Source organism: Streptomyces sp. 2A115, from assembly GCF_052245575.1.
Lineage (GTDB): Bacteria > Actinomycetota > Actinomycetes > Streptomycetales > Streptomycetaceae > Streptomyces.
Genome location: NZ_JBQQCG010000108.1, coordinates 1 through 19,050, shown reverse-complemented (window position 1 = coordinate 19,050; position 19,050 = coordinate 1). Strand labels below are relative to the sequence as shown.

17 protein-coding genes and 1 pseudogene are annotated in these 19,050 nt (G+C 68.9%); 5 read left to right on the top strand and 13 right to left on the bottom strand.

From position 1 onward, the window contains the following. Positions 1 to 160 precede the first annotated feature (160 nt). Positions 161 to 2,887 (bottom strand): pyruvate dehydrogenase (acetyl-transferring), homodimeric type, encoded by a 2,727-nt coding sequence (aceE, locus tag ACTWQR_RS49470; RefSeq protein ID WP_443233913.1) that lies wholly within the window; start codon positions 2,885 to 2,887, stop codon positions 161 to 163. Positions 2,888 to 3,006: 119 nt separating this feature from the next. Further along, positions 3,007 to 3,747, bottom strand: coding sequence for an SDR family oxidoreductase (locus ACTWQR_RS49465; RefSeq protein WP_443233912.1), 741 nt, complete (start codon positions 3,745 to 3,747; stop codon positions 3,007 to 3,009). 305 nt (positions 3,748 to 4,052) lie between these two features. Between ACTWQR_RS49465 and ACTWQR_RS49460 the strand changes: the two genes are divergently transcribed. Beyond that, positions 4,053 to 4,502: a cupin domain-containing protein gene (locus ACTWQR_RS49460; RefSeq protein WP_443233911.1), complete on the top strand. Its 450-nt coding sequence runs from the start codon at positions 4,053 to 4,055 to the stop codon at positions 4,500 to 4,502. A gap of 70 nt (positions 4,503 to 4,572) precedes the next feature. Then, positions 4,573 to 5,205, top strand: a complete 633-nt coding sequence (locus ACTWQR_RS49455) for a DUF5134 domain-containing protein (RefSeq protein ID WP_443233910.1) — start codon at positions 4,573 to 4,575, stop codon at positions 5,203 to 5,205. 86 nt (positions 5,206 to 5,291) lie between these two features. Here the strand turns inward: ACTWQR_RS49455 and ACTWQR_RS49450 are convergent, their stop codons facing one another. The 7 genes from ACTWQR_RS49450 to ACTWQR_RS49420 form a co-directional block, all read right to left on the bottom strand. Beyond that, positions 5,292 to 6,683 (bottom strand): aldehyde dehydrogenase family protein, encoded by a 1,392-nt coding sequence (locus ACTWQR_RS49450; protein ID WP_443233909.1) that lies wholly within the window; start codon positions 6,681 to 6,683, stop codon positions 5,292 to 5,294. Next, the gene (locus tag ACTWQR_RS49445; protein ID WP_443233908.1) at positions 6,683 to 7,783 is read right to left on the bottom strand and encodes a phenazine antibiotic biosynthesis protein; all 1,101 of its coding nucleotides are present in this window, start codon (positions 7,781 to 7,783) and stop codon (positions 6,683 to 6,685) included. Before ACTWQR_RS49445 ends, ACTWQR_RS49450 begins: the two co-directional genes overlap by 1 nt. A 30-nt stretch (positions 7,784 to 7,813) precedes the next feature. Beyond that, the gene (locus ACTWQR_RS49440) at positions 7,814 to 8,296 is read right to left on the bottom strand and encodes a cupin domain-containing protein (protein WP_443233907.1); all 483 of its coding nucleotides are present in this window, start codon (positions 8,294 to 8,296) and stop codon (positions 7,814 to 7,816) included. A gap of 137 nt (positions 8,297 to 8,433) precedes the next feature. After that, positions 8,434 to 9,177: a PIG-L deacetylase family protein gene (locus ACTWQR_RS49435; RefSeq protein ID WP_443233906.1), complete on the bottom strand. Its 744-nt coding sequence runs from the start codon at positions 9,175 to 9,177 to the stop codon at positions 8,434 to 8,436. Between the two features lie 18 nt (positions 9,178 to 9,195). Further along, complete coding sequence (locus ACTWQR_RS49430) at positions 9,196 to 10,761, bottom strand: MFS transporter (RefSeq protein WP_443233905.1); 1,566 nt, start codon at positions 10,759 to 10,761, stop codon at positions 9,196 to 9,198. Positions 10,762 to 10,964: 203 nt separating this feature from the next. Then, positions 10,965 to 11,729 carry an SDR family NAD(P)-dependent oxidoreductase gene (locus ACTWQR_RS49425; RefSeq protein WP_443233904.1) on the bottom strand — a complete coding sequence of 255 codons (765 nt, stop codon included), beginning with the start codon at positions 11,727 to 11,729 and terminating at the stop codon, positions 10,965 to 10,967. 306 nt (positions 11,730 to 12,035) lie between these two features. Beyond that, entirely contained in the window at positions 12,036 to 12,509 is a 474-nt protein-coding gene (locus ACTWQR_RS49420) for a carboxymuconolactone decarboxylase family protein (RefSeq protein ID WP_443233903.1), read from the bottom strand. Between the two features lie 174 nt (positions 12,510 to 12,683). Here ACTWQR_RS49420 and ACTWQR_RS49415 point away from each other — a divergent pair, with 174 nt between their 5' ends. Then, a complete protein-coding gene (locus ACTWQR_RS49415) occupies positions 12,684 to 13,034 on the top strand; it encodes an ArsR/SmtB family transcription factor (RefSeq protein WP_443233902.1) in 351 nt (116 codons plus the stop codon). 224 nt (positions 13,035 to 13,258) lie between these two features. On the opposite strand, the pseudogene ACTWQR_RS49410 reads toward ACTWQR_RS49415, so the two are convergent. Next, positions 13,259 to 13,390, bottom strand: a pseudogene (locus ACTWQR_RS49410) (transcriptional regulator); the annotation flags it as partial. A gap of 131 nt (positions 13,391 to 13,521) precedes the next feature. Next, positions 13,522 to 14,457: an SDR family oxidoreductase gene (locus ACTWQR_RS49405; protein ID WP_443233901.1), complete on the bottom strand. Its 936-nt coding sequence runs from the start codon at positions 14,455 to 14,457 to the stop codon at positions 13,522 to 13,524. A 264-nt stretch (positions 14,458 to 14,721) separates the two neighbouring features. Here ACTWQR_RS49405 and ACTWQR_RS49400 point away from each other — a divergent pair, with 264 nt between their 5' ends. After that, positions 14,722 to 15,456 carry an alpha/beta fold hydrolase gene (locus ACTWQR_RS49400; RefSeq protein ID WP_443233900.1) on the top strand — a complete coding sequence of 245 codons (735 nt, stop codon included), beginning with the start codon at positions 14,722 to 14,724 and terminating at the stop codon, positions 15,454 to 15,456. A 160-nt stretch (positions 15,457 to 15,616) separates the two neighbouring features. Next, complete coding sequence (locus tag ACTWQR_RS49395; protein ID WP_443233899.1) at positions 15,617 to 15,799, top strand: hypothetical protein; 183 nt, start codon at positions 15,617 to 15,619, stop codon at positions 15,797 to 15,799. Between the two features lie 75 nt (positions 15,800 to 15,874). On the opposite strand, the gene ACTWQR_RS49390 is transcribed toward ACTWQR_RS49395, so the two are convergent. Both ACTWQR_RS49390 and ACTWQR_RS49385 read right to left on the bottom strand, forming a co-directional pair. Continuing rightward, positions 15,875 to 18,613, bottom strand: coding sequence for an ATP-binding protein (locus ACTWQR_RS49390; RefSeq protein ID WP_443233898.1), 2,739 nt, complete (start codon positions 18,611 to 18,613; stop codon positions 15,875 to 15,877). After that, positions 18,610 to 18,804 carry a hypothetical protein gene (locus ACTWQR_RS49385; RefSeq protein WP_443233897.1) on the bottom strand — a complete coding sequence of 65 codons (195 nt, stop codon included), beginning with the start codon at positions 18,802 to 18,804 and terminating at the stop codon, positions 18,610 to 18,612. Before ACTWQR_RS49385 ends, ACTWQR_RS49390 begins: the two co-directional genes overlap by 4 nt. Positions 18,805 to 19,050 lie beyond the last annotated feature (246 nt).

The following is a 19,050-nucleotide window of genomic DNA, read 5'->3' as shown; positions in this document are numbered from 1 at the left end:
CAGAGGCCCAGCAGATCCCGCGTCCGTATGGGCCGGCGGGTGTCCGCCGGTCACGGTCTCCGAGATCGTGACCCAGGACTCCTTGCTGTCCTCGGAGCGTCAGGAGCTGCGGAACGTCCTCGACCCGTTCCCGGTGACAGCACGCGGGTTCAGCGGGCGCTCACTCTTCCCGGCGGTAGCGGTCGCGCGCCTGGCCGACCGTGTCCGAGGGGACTGCGCCGACCCGCGCCAACTGGTCCAGGGCGGCGACAACGATCGACTTGGCGTCCACTCGGAAATAGCGGCGCACGGCATCGCGGGTGTCCGAGAGTCCGAAGCCGTCCGTGCCCAGCGACGAGTAGTCCTGCTCGACCCACTGGTTGATCTGATCTGGCACCTGCCGCATCCAGTCGCTGACCGCCAGGACGGGCCCTTGCACATCCGACAGCGCCGCCGTCACGTACGGGACGCGCTCCGCGCCCTCCCGCAAGCGCGCACTGTCGGCACTCAACGCGTCGCGGCGCAGCTCCGTCCAGGACGTCACCGACCAGACGTCGGCGTGGACTCCCCATTGGGACCCCAGGAGCTCCTGGGCCTCCAACGCCCAGTGGATGGCCGTTCCGGAGGCCAGCAACTGGATCCGCGGACCCGCGTCGAGCGGCTCGGCCTGCCGGAACCGGTACAGGCCCCGGAGGATCCCTTCCTCGACCGAGGGTGCGGCGGGCATGGCCGGCTGCTGCTTGGGTTCGTTGTAGACCGTCAGGTAATAGAAGACGTCCTCGGGCCGGTCGCCGTACATCCGGCGCAGCCCTTCCCTGACGATCACCGCGATCTCGTACGCGAAGGCCGGGTCGTAGCTCACAGCGGCCGGATTCGTGGACGCCAGCAGGTGGGAATGCCCGTCGGCGTGCTGCAGTCCCTCGCCGGTCATCGTCGTACGGCCGGCTGTCGCCCCGATGACGAACCCACGCCCCATCTGGTCGGCGAGCGCCCAGAACTGGTCACCGGTCCGCTGGAACCCGAACATGGCGTAGAAGATGTAGAACGGGATCATGGGTTCGCCGTGCGTGGCGTACGAGGTCGCCGCGGCGGTGAACTCGGCCATGGAACCGGCCTCGGTGATGCCTTCGTCGATGAGCTGGCCGTTCTTGGCTTCCCGGTAGTGGAGCAGCTGGTCGGCGTCGACCGGTTCGTAGGTCTGCCCGTCCGGTGAGTAGATCCCGGCCGTCGGGAAGAGGGACTCCATGCCGAACGTACGGGCCTCGTCGGGAATGATCGGCACCCAGCGCTGCCCCGTCTCCTTGTCGCGCATCAGGTCCTTGACCAGGCGGACCAGAGCCATGGTGGTGGCCACCTCCTGATTGCCGAAGCCCTTCTCCAGGGCCTCGAAAGGCCGGGCCGGCGGCTGATGCAGCGGCTTGGCGACCACCCGGCGTACCGGGGCGGGGCCTCCCAGAGCGGCACGCCGGTCGCGCAGATACCGCACCTCCGGCGAGTCCTCACCGGGGTGCCAGTACGGCACCAGGTCGCCGCTCAGCGCGCTGTCGGGGATGGGGAGTTCGAGCAGGTCCCGCATCTGCCGGAACTGCGCCATGGTCAGCTTCTTCATCTGGTGGTTGGCGTTGCGTGACTCGAAGTCCGGCCCCAGCGTGTGTCCCTTCACCGTCTGGGCGAGGACGACGGTCGGCGCTCCCCGGTGCTCGACCGCGGCCCGGTAGGCGGCGTAGACCTTGAGAGGTTCGTGCCCGCCGCGGGAGTTCTCGAACAGCTCGGTGAGCTGGGCGTCGCTCAGCCCGGCGGCGATACCGGAGAGCGCGTCGCCGGTGAAGAAGTGCTTGCGGATGTAGACGGCGTCGCGGGCGGCGTACGTCTGCATCTGGGCGTCGGGTACCTCGCCGAGGCGGTGGACGAGATCGCCGGTGGTGTCCTGCCGGAGTACCGGGTCCCAGGCCTCGCCCCAGAGGGACTTCACCACGTTCCAGCCGGCGCCGCGGAACCGGGTCTCGAGCTCCTGAACGATCTTGGAGTTGGACCGTACGGGACCGTCCAGGCGCTGCAGGTTGCAGTTGACGACGAAGGTGAGGTTGTCGAGCCCTTCACGGGCGGCGAGCGCCAGCGCGGCCATCGACTCGGGTTCGTCCATCTCCCCGTCCCCGAGGAAGGCCCACACCCGCGAACCGGAGGTGTCCTTGATGCCCCGGGCGTGCAGGTAGCGGTTGAACCGGGCCTGGTAGATGGCGGCGAGCGGGCCGAGCCCCATGGACACGGTCGGGAACTCCCACAGCCACGGCAGCCGCCGGGGGTGGGGGTAGGACGGCAGTCCGTGGCCGCCGGCCTCACGGCGGAACGCGTCCAACTGCTCCTCGCCGAGGCGCCCTTCGAGGAACACGCGGGCATAGATGCCTGGCGATGCATGCCCCTGTACGTACAGCTGGTCGCCGGATCCTCCCCCACTGTCGGCTCCGCTCGAGCGGGAGGTGCCCCCACCGTCCTTGCCTTTGAAGAAGTGGTTGAAGCCGATCTCGTAGAGCCACGCCGCCGAGGCGTACGTGGAGATGTGACCGCCGAGACCCAGGCGGGAGCCGCGCGTCACCATCGCTGCCGCGTTCCACCGGTTCAGGGCGGTGATCCTGGACTCCATGGCGAGGTCGCCCTGGAAGGCCGGCTGCGAGGACGCCGGGATCGTGTTGATGTAGTCCGAGGACAGCAGCCCGGGCAGCGTTATCCCGGACCTGGCCGCGTACTCGTGCACGCGTCGCAGCAGGTACACCGCCCGTTCCGGCCCCGCGTTCCGCACGACGGCGTCGAGTGAGGCCTGCCATTCGGCGGTCTCCTCGGTGTCACGGTCGGGCAGCTGGTCGAGCTCACTCGTCGGGGAGGACTCAGCGGGCTGGGCGGGATCACTCATGGCGGCCTTCCTGGCACGGTGTGGGGAGGGGAGGGTGCCGGCCGCGGGCACGGGTGAGCCGTCGGGGCCCGCGGCCGGCAGGAGGTGTGCGTGGTGATGGCGGGCATCACCGGGAGGAGTCATCGCCGCGCGAGCCACCGGGCGACGGTTTCGTGGGCCAGGTGCGCGTCCGTCCTGGGGAGCAGTGTGCGCTCCCCGAGCACCGCGCCGAAGAACGGGGCGTGTGTGTCGGTGACCACCTCACGCAGATCACCGCGTGCGGCGAGCAGCTTCGCGGTGAGGTCGTCGAGACGGTACTCCTCCGGACCGGCGACCTCGAGAACGTCGAACAGCGGTAGTCCCACAGCTACATGGGCGACCGAGGCGGCGACCCAGTCCGTCGACACCGGGCGCACCAGCACAGGCGTCACGTGCACACCGTCCGCGTGCGTGGTCGAGCGCGACATGGCCTCCACGGACTCGAAGAACGGCGTGGCACGCACGATGGAATGGGGAACCGGCGAGCGCCGCACCTGCTCCTCCTGCAGCGCCTTCGCACGGAAGTAGCCGGCGCGCACACGGTCGGCCCCCACGACGGACAACGCCACGTAGTGCTCGGCACCTGCCGAGGCGGCGGCCCGCAGAAGGTTGGTGGTCGCTGTGCCGAAGAACTGCAAACTCGCCGACTCCCCACGGGACGGCGCGTCGGTGACATCCACCACCACCTCGGCGCCGCGCATGGCTTCGGCGAGCCCTTCCCCGGTGATGACATCGACACCCCCACCGCGTGACACGGGCACGACCTCCACACCATGGTCCCGGAGCCTGGCGACAGTCCTGGAACCGATCAGACCGGTGGCTCCTGCGACAACGACTCTCATCTGGGTCTCTTCCCGTCGGGGGGTCGGTGACCCCGCTGATGCCTTCGTGCCCGTGACGGTGATGTCATCCGCTCACTACACCTAGGACCATGCTCGGGCCGATGTTGTGACACTGACGGACCAAGGCCTGCGGGGTCCGCGACGAGGGCGAAGACGAAGACGCGGGGGCGGTCACCCGTGTCACAGATCCACGGTCCACCCGGTCATCACTGGGAAACGGTCATGGGATCCGGACGCGTGATCACGTACCCGGCGGACAGTGTGTCCGCTCATGACATGGTGGAACCTACGGAAGGTGCAACACAATGTCGGACAACCAGACAGCACATGTGCACGGGACCGACGGGCACGCAGAGTCGAAAGGCTGGATGACCGCGGCCAAGATGCTGCAGGACGCTTCGCCGATCACCGTTCCCGAAGGTGCATCGGCGATGACCATTCACGTCGAGTGGGAGCCCGGCGACCCGGGAACTCCTCCGCACCGCCACTCGGGGCCCGCCTTCGGGTACGTCATCAAGGGCGCCGTCCGATTCGAACTCGAGGGCGAGCCCGAGCGTGTCGTCGAGGCCGGCGGGACGTTCTGGGAAGCGGGCGGCGACGTGATCCACTACCAGGACGGCAACGCGCTGACGGATGGGCGGACCGAGTTCGTGGTGACCATGATGTGCGCGCCGGGCAAGCCCATGCTCGAACTGGTCGATGAGGAGGAACTGGCGAAGCGGGCCCACCTGCGCGCCCCTCGGCCCACCGCCTGAGCTGCGGCCTTGCCCGCACAGGCTGGTTCCGAACGGAGCTTGTCCACTCCGTGGGAGGGCGCGACAAGGCATGAGTGCCACTGACGTCGTGTACTGCGTGCTGACAGCGCTGTTCGCCGCCGCAGCCGTCCACGGGCTGCGGCACGGCGTCCTGTCACGGAGTGCGGGATGGCGGGGCCGCGTCGACCATCTCCTGCACACCGCCATGGCCCTGGCCATGGCGGTGATGCCGTGGAGCTGGGGCCGGGCGCTGCCCGAACTACCGCAGACGGCCTTCTTCGCGGCCGCCGCGCTGTGGTTCCCACTGACCGCGGTCAGCCACCGCCAGGAGTCCCGACTGGCCGCGACCGCCAGAAGGCTGCCCTACGCGGCGGGCATGGCCGCGATGGCCTGGATGACCCACTCCACGGCGGGCCGCTCGCACGAGACGCTGGCCGGTGGGCTCCCGGCGGCGCACCACGCCGCCCAACTCGGTCACCCCGCCGGGGAATCCAGGGCCGGGGACACGGTCACCGCTGTACTGGCGCTGTACTTGCTGGCGTGCGCGCTGTGGTCGCTGACCCGCGACATGCCCACGCTGCGCACGGCGGCGGACACCGTGGTTGACAGCGTGGACGCCTCCACCGTCAAGCAGCCATACGGCCGCTTCCGGGACGGATCGATGACCCTGGGAACGGTCATCATGCTGCTGATGCCCCACTGAGCGCCGCCGGCACGGGACGAGGAGAACGCCGCGGCTGACTACACGGGGCGGCGCCCACGGCGCCGCCCCGTAGCGGTCGTCAATCGTCACAGCGCGCCGATGACCGCCTTGCTGCGCATCAGGAAATCCGACAGGTAGCTGTCATGGGGCACACCCGGCGCCATCCAGTAGGTCGGGTGGTCGCCGATGTACAGATTGGTGATGGTCGGCTCCGCCAGCAGCGCGTCGAGCAGCGCGCCGTCGCGTGTCAGAGCCGACAGAACGAGCGTGTCGCGCAGCGGAGCGACGCCGTCCGCCCGGCTCCACGGAGCCACCCATACACAGGGGAAGGGGAGTTCGGTCCGCAACTGCACGGCGTCGGCGCGGCCGACCTGGTGGACGGCGGGGCGGAGTACGGCACTGCCGTCACCGAGGTCGGCGGCGATCCCGTCGCCGCCGAGCCAGGCCCGGGCCCCCGCGGCGACGCGCCCCAGGTGTGACGCGATGGCGTTGGCCCGTTCCAGCGGACAGACGGGCAGCACCGCGCGCTCATCCTGCGGAGGCAGGCTGGGCAGCGCGGACAGGCGCGCCGCGATGGCCTCGGCGAGAGGTGCCGGATCGCCTTCGACCAGGACAGCCGTGGCGTTGACGCACGCGGTGCCTCCCTCGTCACCGATCGAGCCGACGATCACGTCCAAGTGGTCACGCCAGTCCGTGTCCGAAGTGATGAGGATCTTCGTCCGGCCCGGCCCCTGCGGAAGGACCCGGGAGTCATGGGCGTACCTGGCCACCACGTCATCGCCGCCGTACACCACGGCACGGTCGGCGCCCCGCACCACCGTGTCGGCGGCCTGGTGGTCGGTGGGCAGCAGTACGAGCTGGTCATCGCGTACGCCTGCCTGGCGCAGCGCCCCGACCAGCCGGTAGGGGGTGAACGGCTCACGCCGGGACGGGCGGACGGCGACGCGGTAGCCCAGCGCCAGCGCCTCCAGCCACAGGCGGTGAACGCCGGGATGGTTGCCGGACGCGTTGACGGCGAACACGTCACCCCGACGCGCCCAGACCGCACGCCCCTCGCCCACGGCCGGGTCGCGCAAGCCGGTGACCGCGCCCTGCGGCCTGCCCCGCTCGGCGGACGAGCGGGCCTGGCGCACGAAGCGTGCCGTCTCCCTCGTCGAGGCTCGCACCACCGTGACAGGGGTACCCGACGTCCGGCTCACGAGGTGTTCGTACTCCCGCACACCCAAGCCGCCGATCGTGCCGGAGGCGAACGCGTCGCCCGCCGCCGCCAGCAGGCCGTCGAGGGCGGCCGCGGGTATCGGCTCGGCTCGCCGCAGGGCGGCCATCGCACGCGTGACGTACACCGGTGGAACAAGACTCAGCCGCGCCACCTCGGCGCCGGCCACGTCAGTCACCGCACTGGGAACGCGCGTCCGGTAGGCACCCCGAGGCCCCAGCGCGTCCAGGTACACGCCGCCGGCTGTCCGTGTGGCCGTCATCAGTAGACGCCCTCGATCACCGATTCGCCCTTGACCGTGGGCAGCGGCGCGACGTCCGCGACGGCGTCACCGGCGTGGCCCTCGACCGGACGGACCCGCAGCGCGGTGTCCCGCTCCGCGTTGTTCGGGATGAGCATGGACTTGCTGACGTGGCTGACCACCACATGGCCCCGCTCGCCGACCTCCACCCGTTCTCCTGTGTCGGGATCCACGACCGAGAGGAAGACGTACGGGGACACCGGGTCGAACACGCACGGCTCCGACGCCGTCAGGCCGACGCGCTCCATGAGCGCGGTGAGCATCATGGTGTTGCCGTACATGCCGATGACCGGCACGTCGGGAAAGACGTCGGTGCTCAGCACGTCCCGTGTGTCGGGATCCATGTGCGTACCGCCCCAGATGATCGCCTTGACGTTGCTGTTGATCACCTCCAGGAGGTCGTCCTCACGCGCGAACCGCTCCAGAAGCGGGGTGGTGGCCGCGATGACGCCGATGTCCTGGCTGAGCAGCACACGCCGGCACTGCTCGACGAGATGGTCGGTGTAGGCCGCGACCTCCTCGGCCCTGCCCTCGGCGACGAGCCGCTTCACCCACCGGGGGTCCATGTCGACGCTCAGACCCGGGCCGCCGAGCCCGGCCGCCGCCCGCTGCAGCACATCCCCGACGAGGTGCGGACCCGTCGGCGCGACGGTCAGCCACAGAGCGCCGACGGGCAGGCCGTGCGCCCTGAGACGACGGTCCACCTGCTCCGTACTGTGTCGCATCCAGTCGTCGAGCTGGACAACACGCTTGGGAGCGCCGGTCGTTCCTCCGCTGTCGAACACGTTCAGCAGCCGGGGCCTGGATCCATAGCCCTGGGGGATGAGGTCCGCTACCCGCACGTCCCGCAGCTCGTCCGTCATATCGGGGAAGAGCACCAGGTCCTCCACCCCCTTGACGTCCCGCTGCGGGTCGAAGCCGAGGCTCTCAGCCCGGCTGAGCCAGTATCGGGAACCTGTCGCGGGGTCGAAGTGCCACTTCATGGCTGCTCTGACGAACTCGTCCGGATCCACCCCGTCCGACGGGCCGGCATCCAGAACGCTCAGAATCTTGTACGTCATGGTGACGTCCCTTCAAAAGATGACTGTCGATTACTCCACGAAGTACGAGTCGTGTTTGTCGAAGAACTTGGCGCGCTCCTCATCCGTGGCGTCGGCCAGTTGCGACACCTTCTCGAAGTACTCCTCACGCGGTGCGCCCGGCGTGAAGAGCAGCAGCATTTCGGCCGGAGTGTCGGAGTCGTTGCGGAAGGCATGCAAGCCGCCCTGCGGCACATGCAGGAAGTCGCCCTTTTGCGCATCGATCCACTGTGCGCCGTCGAAGAGACGAACAGTGCCGTCGAGAATGTAGAAGGACTCCGAGATGGTTTTGTGGAAGTGAGTTCTGGGGCCGCCTGCCTTCGCCCTCATCTCGACTCGATAGAGCCCGAACTCGCCTCGCGTGGTGGTCGTGGTCGCCAGGTAGTGAATGGCGTCCTTACCGGCCTCACCGACATTGGGCCCGGCGCTCGCGGGGCGGAAATCAGCGCTGACCTCGCCGCCATCTCCCCAATACACCTGTTCCGGGTACGACATGATTCTCATCCTTTACGTACGGTGGGTTCGGCGATCGCCGAATGAGGCCCTCTTGCAGAAGACCGAGGATCCTCGGTGCCTGTGACACCGGAGGCCGACCAGGAGGTGCGGCAGCACCTTTTCCGCGTCGGCGCCGGTCATCGGCTGAAAAGCTCGAACACGACGGCCGGGTTACCGTCGAATCGCGCACTGTGCGCACTGGTGCTGTCGGTCAGGAATCGCCGTACGTAGGTCTCGGGGTCCTCGTCGGTCAATGCCGCGAGGTACGCGCGATGCCGCAGCAGCGACTGCACCGCCTGCTCAAGACCCCGGTCCGCCCGCACGGCGTGGGTGGGGTCCGGCGCATTGGCGACGGCCACCCAGCGGACGCCGTTCCAGGGCCGCAGCCCTCGCTCAGCCAGTTCCGGGAAGATCCAGCGGTTGCCGGCGTCCGCTGCCGCGTCGAGGACGGCGCGTCCCACGGCTACATGATCAGGAGTGTTCCGAACACCACGACCCCAGGTCGCGTGGTGGTTGAGAGTGATCACCAACTCGGGCCGGTGACGGCGGATGGCGGCGGCGATGTCGCGACGCAGGGAGATGCCGTACTCGATCACGCCGTCCCGGTGGTCGAGGAACTCCACCGTGGAGACACCGACGGCCGTGGCACTGGCCCGCTGCTCCTCCTCCCTGAGCGGCGCGGCCTCGGCCGGTGCCAGGTTGTCGATGCCGGCCTCGCCGCGAGTGGCGAGGACATAGGCGATCTCCCGGCCGTCCCGGACCCAGGACGCGACAGCGGCCGAGCAGCCGTACTCAAGATCGTCAGGATGGGCCACCACGGCGAGGGCATGCTGCCAGTCGTCCGGCATCGGCTGCAGTGGCGTGAGACGTGAGTCGGTCACAGTACCTGCTACCTGCTTTCATGAATTTTTCCCGTGATCGTGCGAAAACCGTGGCGTGAGGGGCGGCTCCATCAGCCATCCATGAGCTCGCCAATGCACTCGGTGTGGGACCGCGGCGGATTCTCGCAAGGTCGTGAAGGCCAATACCGACCCGATCCCCAAAATAGCCGCGCACAGCGGCATCGCCCGGCTGAATGACGCGTCGAAGGCCGCGCCTGAGCGGTAGGCGTCCGGTCCCATGCCGACCAGCAACGGCAGCGCCGCCACGGCGAAAAGACCGGAGGCACGTGCCGCCGCGTTGTTGATGCCACTGGCGAGCCCGGCGTTCTCGCTGTCCACGGACGACAGGAGCGTCACGGTCAGCGGAGCGACCAGGACGACCATCCCGGCCCCTATGGCGAGGAGTGCAGGGAAAATGTCCACAAGATACGACGCGCCGGTATCGACACGAAGCATCATCAACATTCCCACCCCACACATGAGCGGGCCCACGGTGAGAGGAAGACGTGGACCGAGGCGTTGGGCGAGTTCCCCCGAGTGGGACGAAAAGATCAGCATGAGCACCGTACTCGGCAGCATGGCTGCGCCGGATTCGAGCGCCGAATAACCGACGACTATTTGAAGTTCGAGAGCGGTCAGGAAGAAGAACCCACCCAAACCCGCATAGACGCAGAGGGTGATCAGATTGACCGCACTGAACTGGCGGGAGGAGAAAACAGTCAACGGCATCATCGGATCAGGTCGACGCTGTTCGACGAGAACGAATGCGACGCCTGCCGCCACGCTGCCGATCCCCGTGACAGCGACCATGAGACCTCCGCTCCGGGCCTCGGTCAGCGCGTACGTCGCCAGAGCGAGTGCGAGAGCTCCCAGGGCAGCGCCCAGGACATCGAAGCCACGCGGCCGCCGGGCGGTGCTCCCGGGTGCTGTCCCGGCGACCGAGTCCGCTGCGGTGACCTGAGGGGCAACGCCGACGGATTCCGGTACGTGGCGTAGGGCGATGGGGACGCACGCGAGAGCCAGCGGAATGTTCAGCAGGAAAGTCCAGCGCCAGCCGGGGCCGTCCACCAGCCAGCCGCCCAGGAAGGGGCCGATGGCAGCGCCGATGCCGCCGAATCCCGACCAGAGGCCGACCGCGCGGGCCCGGTCGTCCGGATGGAACGACGCCTCGATGAGCGCGAGCGAGCCCGGTGTGAGAAGGGCGCCGCCCGCGCCCTGCAGGGCGCGGGCGGCGATCAGCATGTTCGTGTCGGCGGCCAGACCGCACAGAAGTGAGGCAGCGGCGAAACACACGACACCGATGATGAAGATCCGGCGCCGTCCGAAGCGGTCACCGAGCGACCCTCCCAGCAGGATCAGACCTGCCAGGGTCAGCATGTACGCGTTCACAGTCCACTGAAGGGCTGTCAGGTCGGCCGAGAAGTCCTCGCCTATGTGCGGCAGCGCGACGTTGGTGACCGTCGAACCCAGGAGCACCATGCTCGACCCGAGGACCGTGGTCAGCAGGATCCACTTGCCGCGAGCGGTCGCGATGCGTGCGGTGGATTGCTCGTTCGAAGAAATTTTCATGGGAAGCCCCGACATCACCCATCGGATCCAGTAGCGAGCGGCTTGTGTTCCTCCGAGAGCCCCAACTGACAAGGTGTCAGTAGGTATTGACGGTCCCGAGGAATGCCTGAAACGCGGTGCGACAGGTAAGACCGGGCAACAGCCACTGATGTGACAGGCCGGCTGGAAGGTCTGCCGGCCGGGGCCGTCGGTGCTCGACCGCCGAACCTCGGGCGGAGTCAGATGAGTTCGAGTCCTCCGTCGACCGTGAGCACCTGACCGGTGACGTGCGTCCCCCGCGGATCGGCGATACGCAGGATCCAGTCCGCGACGTCGCCCGGATCGCCGAGCCGGCCCGCGGGAATGCGGTCGCGCTCGTAGGTGTACATCTCGTCGACGGCGTCAGCGGCAAGGCCTGCCGCGGCCAGGACGTCCGTCTTGGTGGGGCCGGGGGCGACAGCGTTCACACGGATCCCCTCCGGAGCCAGTTCGAGTGCCCAGCTCCGTGTGAGCTGCTCCATGGCGCTCTTGGTGGCCGCGTAGTGCGCTCCACCGGCCATGGGACGGTGGCCGTACGTGCTCGACACGTTGACGATGGACCCGGAGGACTCCCGCAGGTGGGGCAGGGCCGCGTGGGCCAGCAGACTCGGCGCCGTCACGTTGAGCTCGAACAGGTTGGTGATCACTGAGCGGTCTGTCTCCGCCAAGGGCATCACGGCGGTGACGCCGGCGTTGTTCACCAGCAGGTCGAGCCGGCCCCACCGCTCAACGGCCGCGGCGACGACCGCTTCCGCGGCGCCCTCCGCGCAGATGTCGAGCGGCAGGATCTCGATGTTGGAGTGCGCGCGAGCCGTCTGCTCCAGAGCGTCCTTTCGGCGCCCCACGCCGAGGACACGGGCCCCCGACTCGGCCAGGGCGACGGCTGTGGCATGACCGATGCCTGATCCCGCCCCCGTGACGATCGCGACACGGTCCGAGAAGTGCAGGGCTGCAGAGCTGGACATGATTTTCCCTACTTGATTGGTTGTTCGATGTTCGTTGGACATCGAACAATGAGGCAGATGTTGGTATTGAACCATCCCGACGGGAGCAACACACTGTTGGCCCCGTCGAAGCGTTGGTGGACTGAGGAGGAGCCGCGGTCTCCGAGCGGTGGTCGGTGGCAGGTGACACCGTGGTTTCCGGATGTGTCGCCGAACGCCGGGTGTCGTAGATGCGGAAAGGGCCGGCCCGGAAGTCCGTCTCCCCGTCGGAGGCCGGGGTGACGCGGAGACGGACCGTATGTGTCCGGCCGGGCCGGGCGTGTCTCGTCAGCCGAACTGGCCGGGCTGGTAGCCGCCGGCGGGCTCCTGGTTGATCACGTTGATGCGGTTGTAGGCGTTGATGACGGCGATGAGGGAGATGAGGGCGACGAGCTGGTCCTCGTCGTAGTGCTTGGCGGCGTTCGCCCAGGCGTCGTCGGTGACACCGCCGGCCGCGTCGGCGAGCCTGGTGCCCTGCTCCGCCAGCTCCAGCGCCGCGCGCTCGGCCTCGGTGAAGACCGTGGCCTCCCGCCAGGCGGCGACCAGGTTGAGCCGTACCGGGGTCTCCCCGGCGGCGGTGGCGTCCTTGGTGTGCATGTCGGTGCAGAAGCCGCAGCCGTTGATCTGGCTGGCGCGGATCTTCACCAGCTCCTGCGTCGCGGTCGGCAGCGTCGAGTCCGAAACGACCTTGCCCGCCGAGTTGATGTGCTTCAGGACCTTGCCCGCGAGGGGATTGCCGAAGTAGTCGAGACGCGAATCCATGCCTTCTCCCAGCCGAGTTGCGGATACGCACTACTGACAGCGAAGCCAGGGAAAATGTGACACGAGGAGGGGCGCGCGCCGGTGCCGGCCAGGTTCACACGGCGCGGTTACGGTCGTTTCGTTGCCGCGGAGGCGACGTTCGCCCGGTGCCGAACAACCGGTAACCTGACCGCCATGCTGGACCACTCCTCATCACCCGCCCACAGTGACATCACCTTGCCGCGCGTGCTGGGAGCGCTCAGTGACCCGACGCGGCTCGGTATCGTCCGAGTGCTGTCCGACGGCAACGAACGCGGATGGGGCGAACTGCGAGCCCCCATCGCCAAGTCCACCCTCAGCCATCACCTCAAGGTGCTGCGTGAGGCGGGCGTCACGCAGACCAGGCAGGAGGGCACCCGGTGCTTCGTGACGCTGCGCCGCGGGAGCCTCGACGCCCGATTCCCCGGGCTGCTGCGGGCTCTGCTGGCCGCGGCCGTCGCCGACCATGTCGGCGAGCACGTGACCGAAGGTGACGCGGGGGAGTGACCGGACCGCCCCCGTCGCGTGCGCAAGGGTTCCGGACGCTGAGGACCCCTTCCTGCGGGCGGGTGGATGCGTCGCCCCCTTCACTGTCACACCTTGTGCAATCACACGGTCATACATCGCGACGGTGGATCAGCGGCCTCACTCTTCCTGAGTCCGGCACCCCGCCGAGCGGGCACTACAACGGTCGTCCGGAGCTGATGACCGACGTCGCGGACGACTTTGTCGCACAGCGCGGCCACTTCCTCTCGGCGCAGGCCGCCGGTATGCCGGCGACGGCCGCGGGGCAGTCCGGCGTCCTCCGGCTGCAGGGCCTCACGACATGCTCTGAGGAAGGCCGCCAACGCGGCTCTGTCCACTGTGTCCACTGTCCCGCTGTCCTGTTCGTTGGAGAGGGACCCCGAGGTTGTGTTCGGAAGGGGCCCCGAGGTTGTGTTCGGAAGAGGCGCCGATGGTGCGTTCCGATGGGGCACCGTGGGTGCCGACTGCCTCAGACGGCTGCGAACTCGATTCCCGTGAGACGTTCCGAGACCCGCCAGAGCCGGGCCGCGGTCTCCTCGCTCCGGGCCGACTTGTAGATCGCCAGCTGAGTGGGGCTGCCGGTGAACTGTCCGAAACCGTCGGGGCCGTACAAGAGCCCGCCGCCCGCCTCGGGGCTGGTTGCCGCGTACAGGATCGGCTGCAGTCCCGCGTCGACGGTGTGTACGAGGAGCCCCCAGCGCGCGAGCCGCTTCATGATCGCCTCGTGGGGTGCGGGCCGGGCGCGGCCGAGGTTGGGGCCGGATGCGTAGAGATTGGTCAGCGTCGTACCGGGATGCGCGGCGTTGCTGACGATGCCCCACCCACCTGCCGTGCTGAGGCGGTCCAGCTCCAGTGCGAACAGGAGGTTGGCCAGCTTGGAGAGGCCGTAGGCGCGCACTGGCGAGTACCGCTTCTCACTCTGCAGGTCATCCCAGTCGATCTTGCCGCTGCGTGCGGCGCTACTGGTCACGGTGGTCACACGGGACACCTGTCCGGCCCGCAGCAGCGGCATCAGGTGTCCGGTGAGCGCCACATGGCCGAGGTGGTTGGTTCCGAACTGCAGCTCGTATCCGTCCCCGGTCGTGTGCCGGGTGGCCGGAGCCATCACCCCCGCGTTGTTGATCAGGAGGTTGATGGGTCTGCCTTCCGACTTCAGTGTGTCGGCGAGGCTTTCGACCGATGCCAAGGAGGCCAGGTCGAGGACACGGGTGGAGACCCTGGCCGTGGGCTCGCTCGCTCGGATGCGGTCGAGAGCGGCGGCGCCTTTGGACGCGTTGCGCACCGGCAGGACCAGCTCGGCGCCGGCCTGGGCGAGCCGCAGGGCCAGTCCCAGACCGATGCCGTCGCTCGCCCCGGTCACCACGGCGAGTTTTCCTCGCATGGCGGTCACGGTCACTTCCTTCATCACAAAGCTCCCTGCTGTGTGGTCGAATGCTCGGATCACCAGAGTCCCCGCATGTGGCGGCCCGATCCATGTGACGTCGAACCATGGATCCGCCATGCAGGGCAGAACCGACGCGACCCTCCGCGGCGACGCGTGTCCGAGGCTTCCACACGTGAAAACATCGTGTGACAAGATGTTGTTCCCCGTTGTAGAGTCGTTGTGCACGTTTCGCTCGATGGTTGTATGACGCGCTCCGTGACCTCTTACTGATGAAGGACCTCATCCATGCCTGCAATCCTGATCCATGGCGTCCCCGACACCCACCGTCTGTGGGACGGAGTCCGCCGGCATCTGACCCGGAGCGACGTGGAGGCGTGGGATCTGCCCGGGTTCGGTGCACCGCGACCGGGCGGCTTCGGCTCCACCAAGGAGGAGTACGTCGACTGGCTCGTCGAGCGATTGGAGCGAGTCGGTGAACCGGTGGACCTGGTAGGCCACGACTGGGGTTGCATTCTCACCGCCCGCGTCGCCTCCGTACGCCCTGACCTGGTCCGCACCTGGGCCGGTGGAAACGGACCGATCAGTTCCGAGTACGTCTGGCATCCGCTCGCCAGGATCTGGCAGGACCCGGTCGAGGGCGACCGTTTCATGGACGAGCTGGAGGCGACGTCCTTCGCTCGTGACCTGGTGGCGGGCTTCGACGTTCCCGTCGGCCCGGCCGAGGAGATGGTCGGTCGCGTGGACGGGCCGATGAAGGACAGTGTCCTCAGGCTCTACCGTTCGGCCCTGACCGTGGGCGCGGAGTGGGAACCCGCGCTGGCGAACGTGTCCGCGCCGTGCCTGGTGTTCTGGGGCGCGCTCGACCCGGCCTGCCAGATCGAGTTCGGCAGGAAGCTCGGTGCTGCCGTGCGCGCGTCCAAGGTCATCGAGCTCGACTGCAACCACTGGACGGTGCTCCAGAGGCCGGCCGAGGTTGCCGCGGCCCTTGAGGCGCACTGGGGCGCGTACGCGGGGAGCTGAGCCGAACGGCGACCTGGCGTGGGCCGGTGCCGGGGCGCCGGCTCAGCCGGAGGCGGAACTGACGATCCGGCGGGTCGCCGGGGTGCTGTCAAGTCCTGTCCTGATGTCGGCGAGCGCCTGACCGGCCGGGGCATGGTGCCGGGCTCGCTCCGCACGGCGCGTGGCCGCGTTGACAGCGCAGGCGCCCGCCGCCGGAGACACCGCACGTGGCCCGTCGGACGACGGACACACCATGCTCCAGGCCAAAACGCTCGAGCAGAACATCAACACGGTGTGGGTCTACCCGCCGATCGACGACCCGGAGCGGATCCTCCCCGAGGCGGTTCGCTTCTCCAGCGGCTGACGCCCGGCTGCCGATGCCGTACCGCTCGTAGAACCGCCGACGGCCCGGTCACCCCACCAGTGGCTGAGGGCATCTTCATTCCGAGCCGCCGGACGCACCGGCCGCGGACTGCGCTTCGGGGAGGGCGGCAAGCGCGGCGGCCAGCTTGCCCCGGCCGGTGATGCCCAGGCGTGGATAGATCCGGTACAGGTGGGCTCCGACGGTCCGGTGCGAGATGAACAGGCGTTGGCCGATCTCCCGGTTGCTCAGCCCCTTTGACGCCAGCTCGGCTATCTGTTTTTCCTGGGCCGACAGCTGCTCGCCGGTGTTCGCGTGCCGCCGACCGCTTGACTCCCCGGTGGCACGCAGCTGCTCGCGCGCCATCTCGGCCCAGGGCTGCGCGCCGGCCCGGTCGAACTCGTCGCGGGCGACGCGCAGCGGGTTCCGGGCGTCCACGTGGCGGCGCTGCCGGCGCAGCCAGCGGCCGTGGTGCAGGTGCAGGCGAGCACGCGACAGTGTCCAGGTGGCCGGCATCGCGGCAAGCGCCGCGGTGTAGCGCTCCTCCGCTGATTCGTCCGGAGCAAGCGCCGCGTCGGCGTAGGCCCGTGCGACCACCATCATTTCCGAGGGCAGCCGACCGGCCAGCTCGGGAAGTTCGGCGAACAGTTCCCGGGCCTGCTCCACGGTGCCCGCCGCCACCGCGGCGTCCGCCAGGTCCGGCGCGAGCAGCCAGCGGCTCACCGAGTGGTAGTGCGGATCGGCCGGATCGAACGCGCGCGCGAGGAGGTCGTACCCCTCAGTCGGGCGGCCGTCGAAAAGAGCGAGCAGGCCGTCGACCTGTTGCGCCATCACGGTGACGAACGGCATGCCGGGGAACAGGCTGTGCGTGCGCAGTTCGCGGATGGTCCGTGCCGCGGCCTCAGTCTCACCGCGCAGCGCTGCCACCAGGCCGGCGGTTGCTTTCACACCCAGCCAGACGATCCATTCCTCGGTCTCCTCGGCCAGGACGAGCCCCTCGGCGGACTCCTCGCGAGCCCGGTCGAGCTGACCGAGGTACACCCGCGGCCAGGCGCCGGCCAGAGAGCGGGCGAGCAGCCCGAGTCTGCCCTGCGACCGCCATGCCGCGGCTGCCAGCGCCAGATACCGAGCGGCGCGGCCGATATCGCCCATGACCATCGAGCCGCTGCCGAGGAAATGCAGACTCCGGCCGTCCTGGGGGTTCGGCCTGAGGTCCTCGAGCCGCGCGATCACGTCGGCCCCGTGCCGGTACGGCTGGGTGTACGCCCGTACGGTCAGCACGTGGGGGGCGTTCGGATCGGGGTTCCATCGGTCCAGTTCGGCCGCGGCCTCAGCGCGCACCTGTGCGTCGCCGTCCTGGAAGAAGCATCGCGCGGCCGCACGCCACAGCAGGTTCTCGGCGACGTCTGCGCCTCCAGCGTCGAACGCTCCAGCCGCCGTGGTGACCATGTCCTGAATCCGGCGGTTCGGCTCGTCCGGTTCGAACGCGTCTTTGTCGGACACCACCATGAGGCGTGCCCGTTCCAGTGGGCCGAGTTCGCTCATGTCGGCGTGGTCCAGCAACATCTGGGTGTGGATGCGGTCGTTGATCTCGCTGGACAGCTCGACTGCCCGGACCAGGATGCCGGTCCGGCGGCGCGCGTTGTGGACGAGTTCGGCCGCCTGGCGCAGGGCCGGGACGGCCGCCGCCACCTTCCCCCGGGCCTGCGACGCGTCGGCGAAACGCTCGAGTCGGGCCGCCAGTTCCTCGTCCGGGCCGATCGTGGCCGCGGCCTGGTGGGCGAGTTGGCGATCGGGAGTGTCGTCCATGACCACCGCGAGGGCGCGGTGGGTGGCCAGCCGGTCGACCACCGCGGCGCGGGTGTAGATCGCCGAGCGCATCAGCGGATGCCGGAACTCGGGGGTACGGCCGACCAGGGCGACCAGCCCCGCGTCGACCGCCTCCTGTAGTGCGGCCACGGAAACCACCGAGCCGCAGAGGCGACTCGACACGTCCAGCAGCCGGTTCACCGGTGCGGTCGGCTCGGCTGCCAGGGCCAGGAGGAACGTGCGACAGGCCTGGCTCGCCGAGTCGGTACGTTCGGCGAAAGCGGTCTCCAACCGCTGGGTCAGCGGCAGATCATCCGCCTGTGCGGGCATGCCTTGCGCCGCCTTGGGCAGCTCGACCAGAGCCAGCGGATTACCCGCGGCGCGCTCCAGGATCAGCGCCCGTACCGGCGCTGACAGGTCGGGCGTGCCGGCATCGAGCAGCTCGGCGGCGGCCGTCCGGTCGAGCGGTTCCAGCTGGAGCTCCTGAACGCTCCGGCTGTACGAGTCGGGGGCGTGGACCCGGGAGGCACCGATGACCAGGATGGCGTGGTCGCGGGTGCGTCGGGCGACGAACCTGAGCACGTCCCGGCTGGACGTATCGATCCATTGCAGGTCGTCGACAAGCAGCAGGAGCGGCTGCCGGTCGGCTGCGTCGGCGAGTAGTTCGAGTACGGCCAGTCCGACCCGGAATATCAGGGGTTCGGTCTCCGTGGCGCCGAACGCGCCGTCCAGCGCCAGCTGGTGTGGGGTCGGCAGGTTTTTGATTTCGCGGGCGACCGGTTGGAGCAGCAGCTGCAGTGCGGCGAACGGTAGCCACTGCTCGGTCTCCACCCCGGATGTGCGCAGCACACTGAAGCCGCTCCGGGCAGCGTCGGCGCCGACCGTGCGCAGCAGAGCCGACTTGCCGACGCCGGCCGTGCCATGGACCAGCAGTGTGCCGCCGTGCCCGGCCGCCGCGTCCGTCAGCAGCCCGCGAAGCGTCCGCAGCTCTTCGTCCCGGCCGATCATCGTGCGCGTGCTGCTTCCGGTCGCGGCGCCTCTTCCCACAGCCGCGTCCCGACGCGCGTGCCCGGCACCATGAACGTCGGTGCGCGGACCACGGCGGGCGGTGAGGAGATGATTCCGGCTGCCGTCCGCCGGTGCCCTGCGGCGCCGCCTCCGTCACCGCTGACCTGCAGGGCGACAGAACGCTCGGGCATGGCCGGACACCCTGTCGTCGGCACAGCAGGTATCGGGCTCGGCATGCGCAGCTTCCTCCGGTACGGGTGGCTATGCGGCGCATGTTACCGGTCAACTATGGTCCGCTGCACACCAGATGCGGATGGTGTCCCTCGTCGTGGTGTATGCGATCAACTGGCGGGCTTGTTCGGTGTGTTGGGTAGTGCGGGGGCGCTTTCGGGGAGTTCACGGTAGAGCTCGTCCATGCTGCCTTCGGGGAGGTAGCG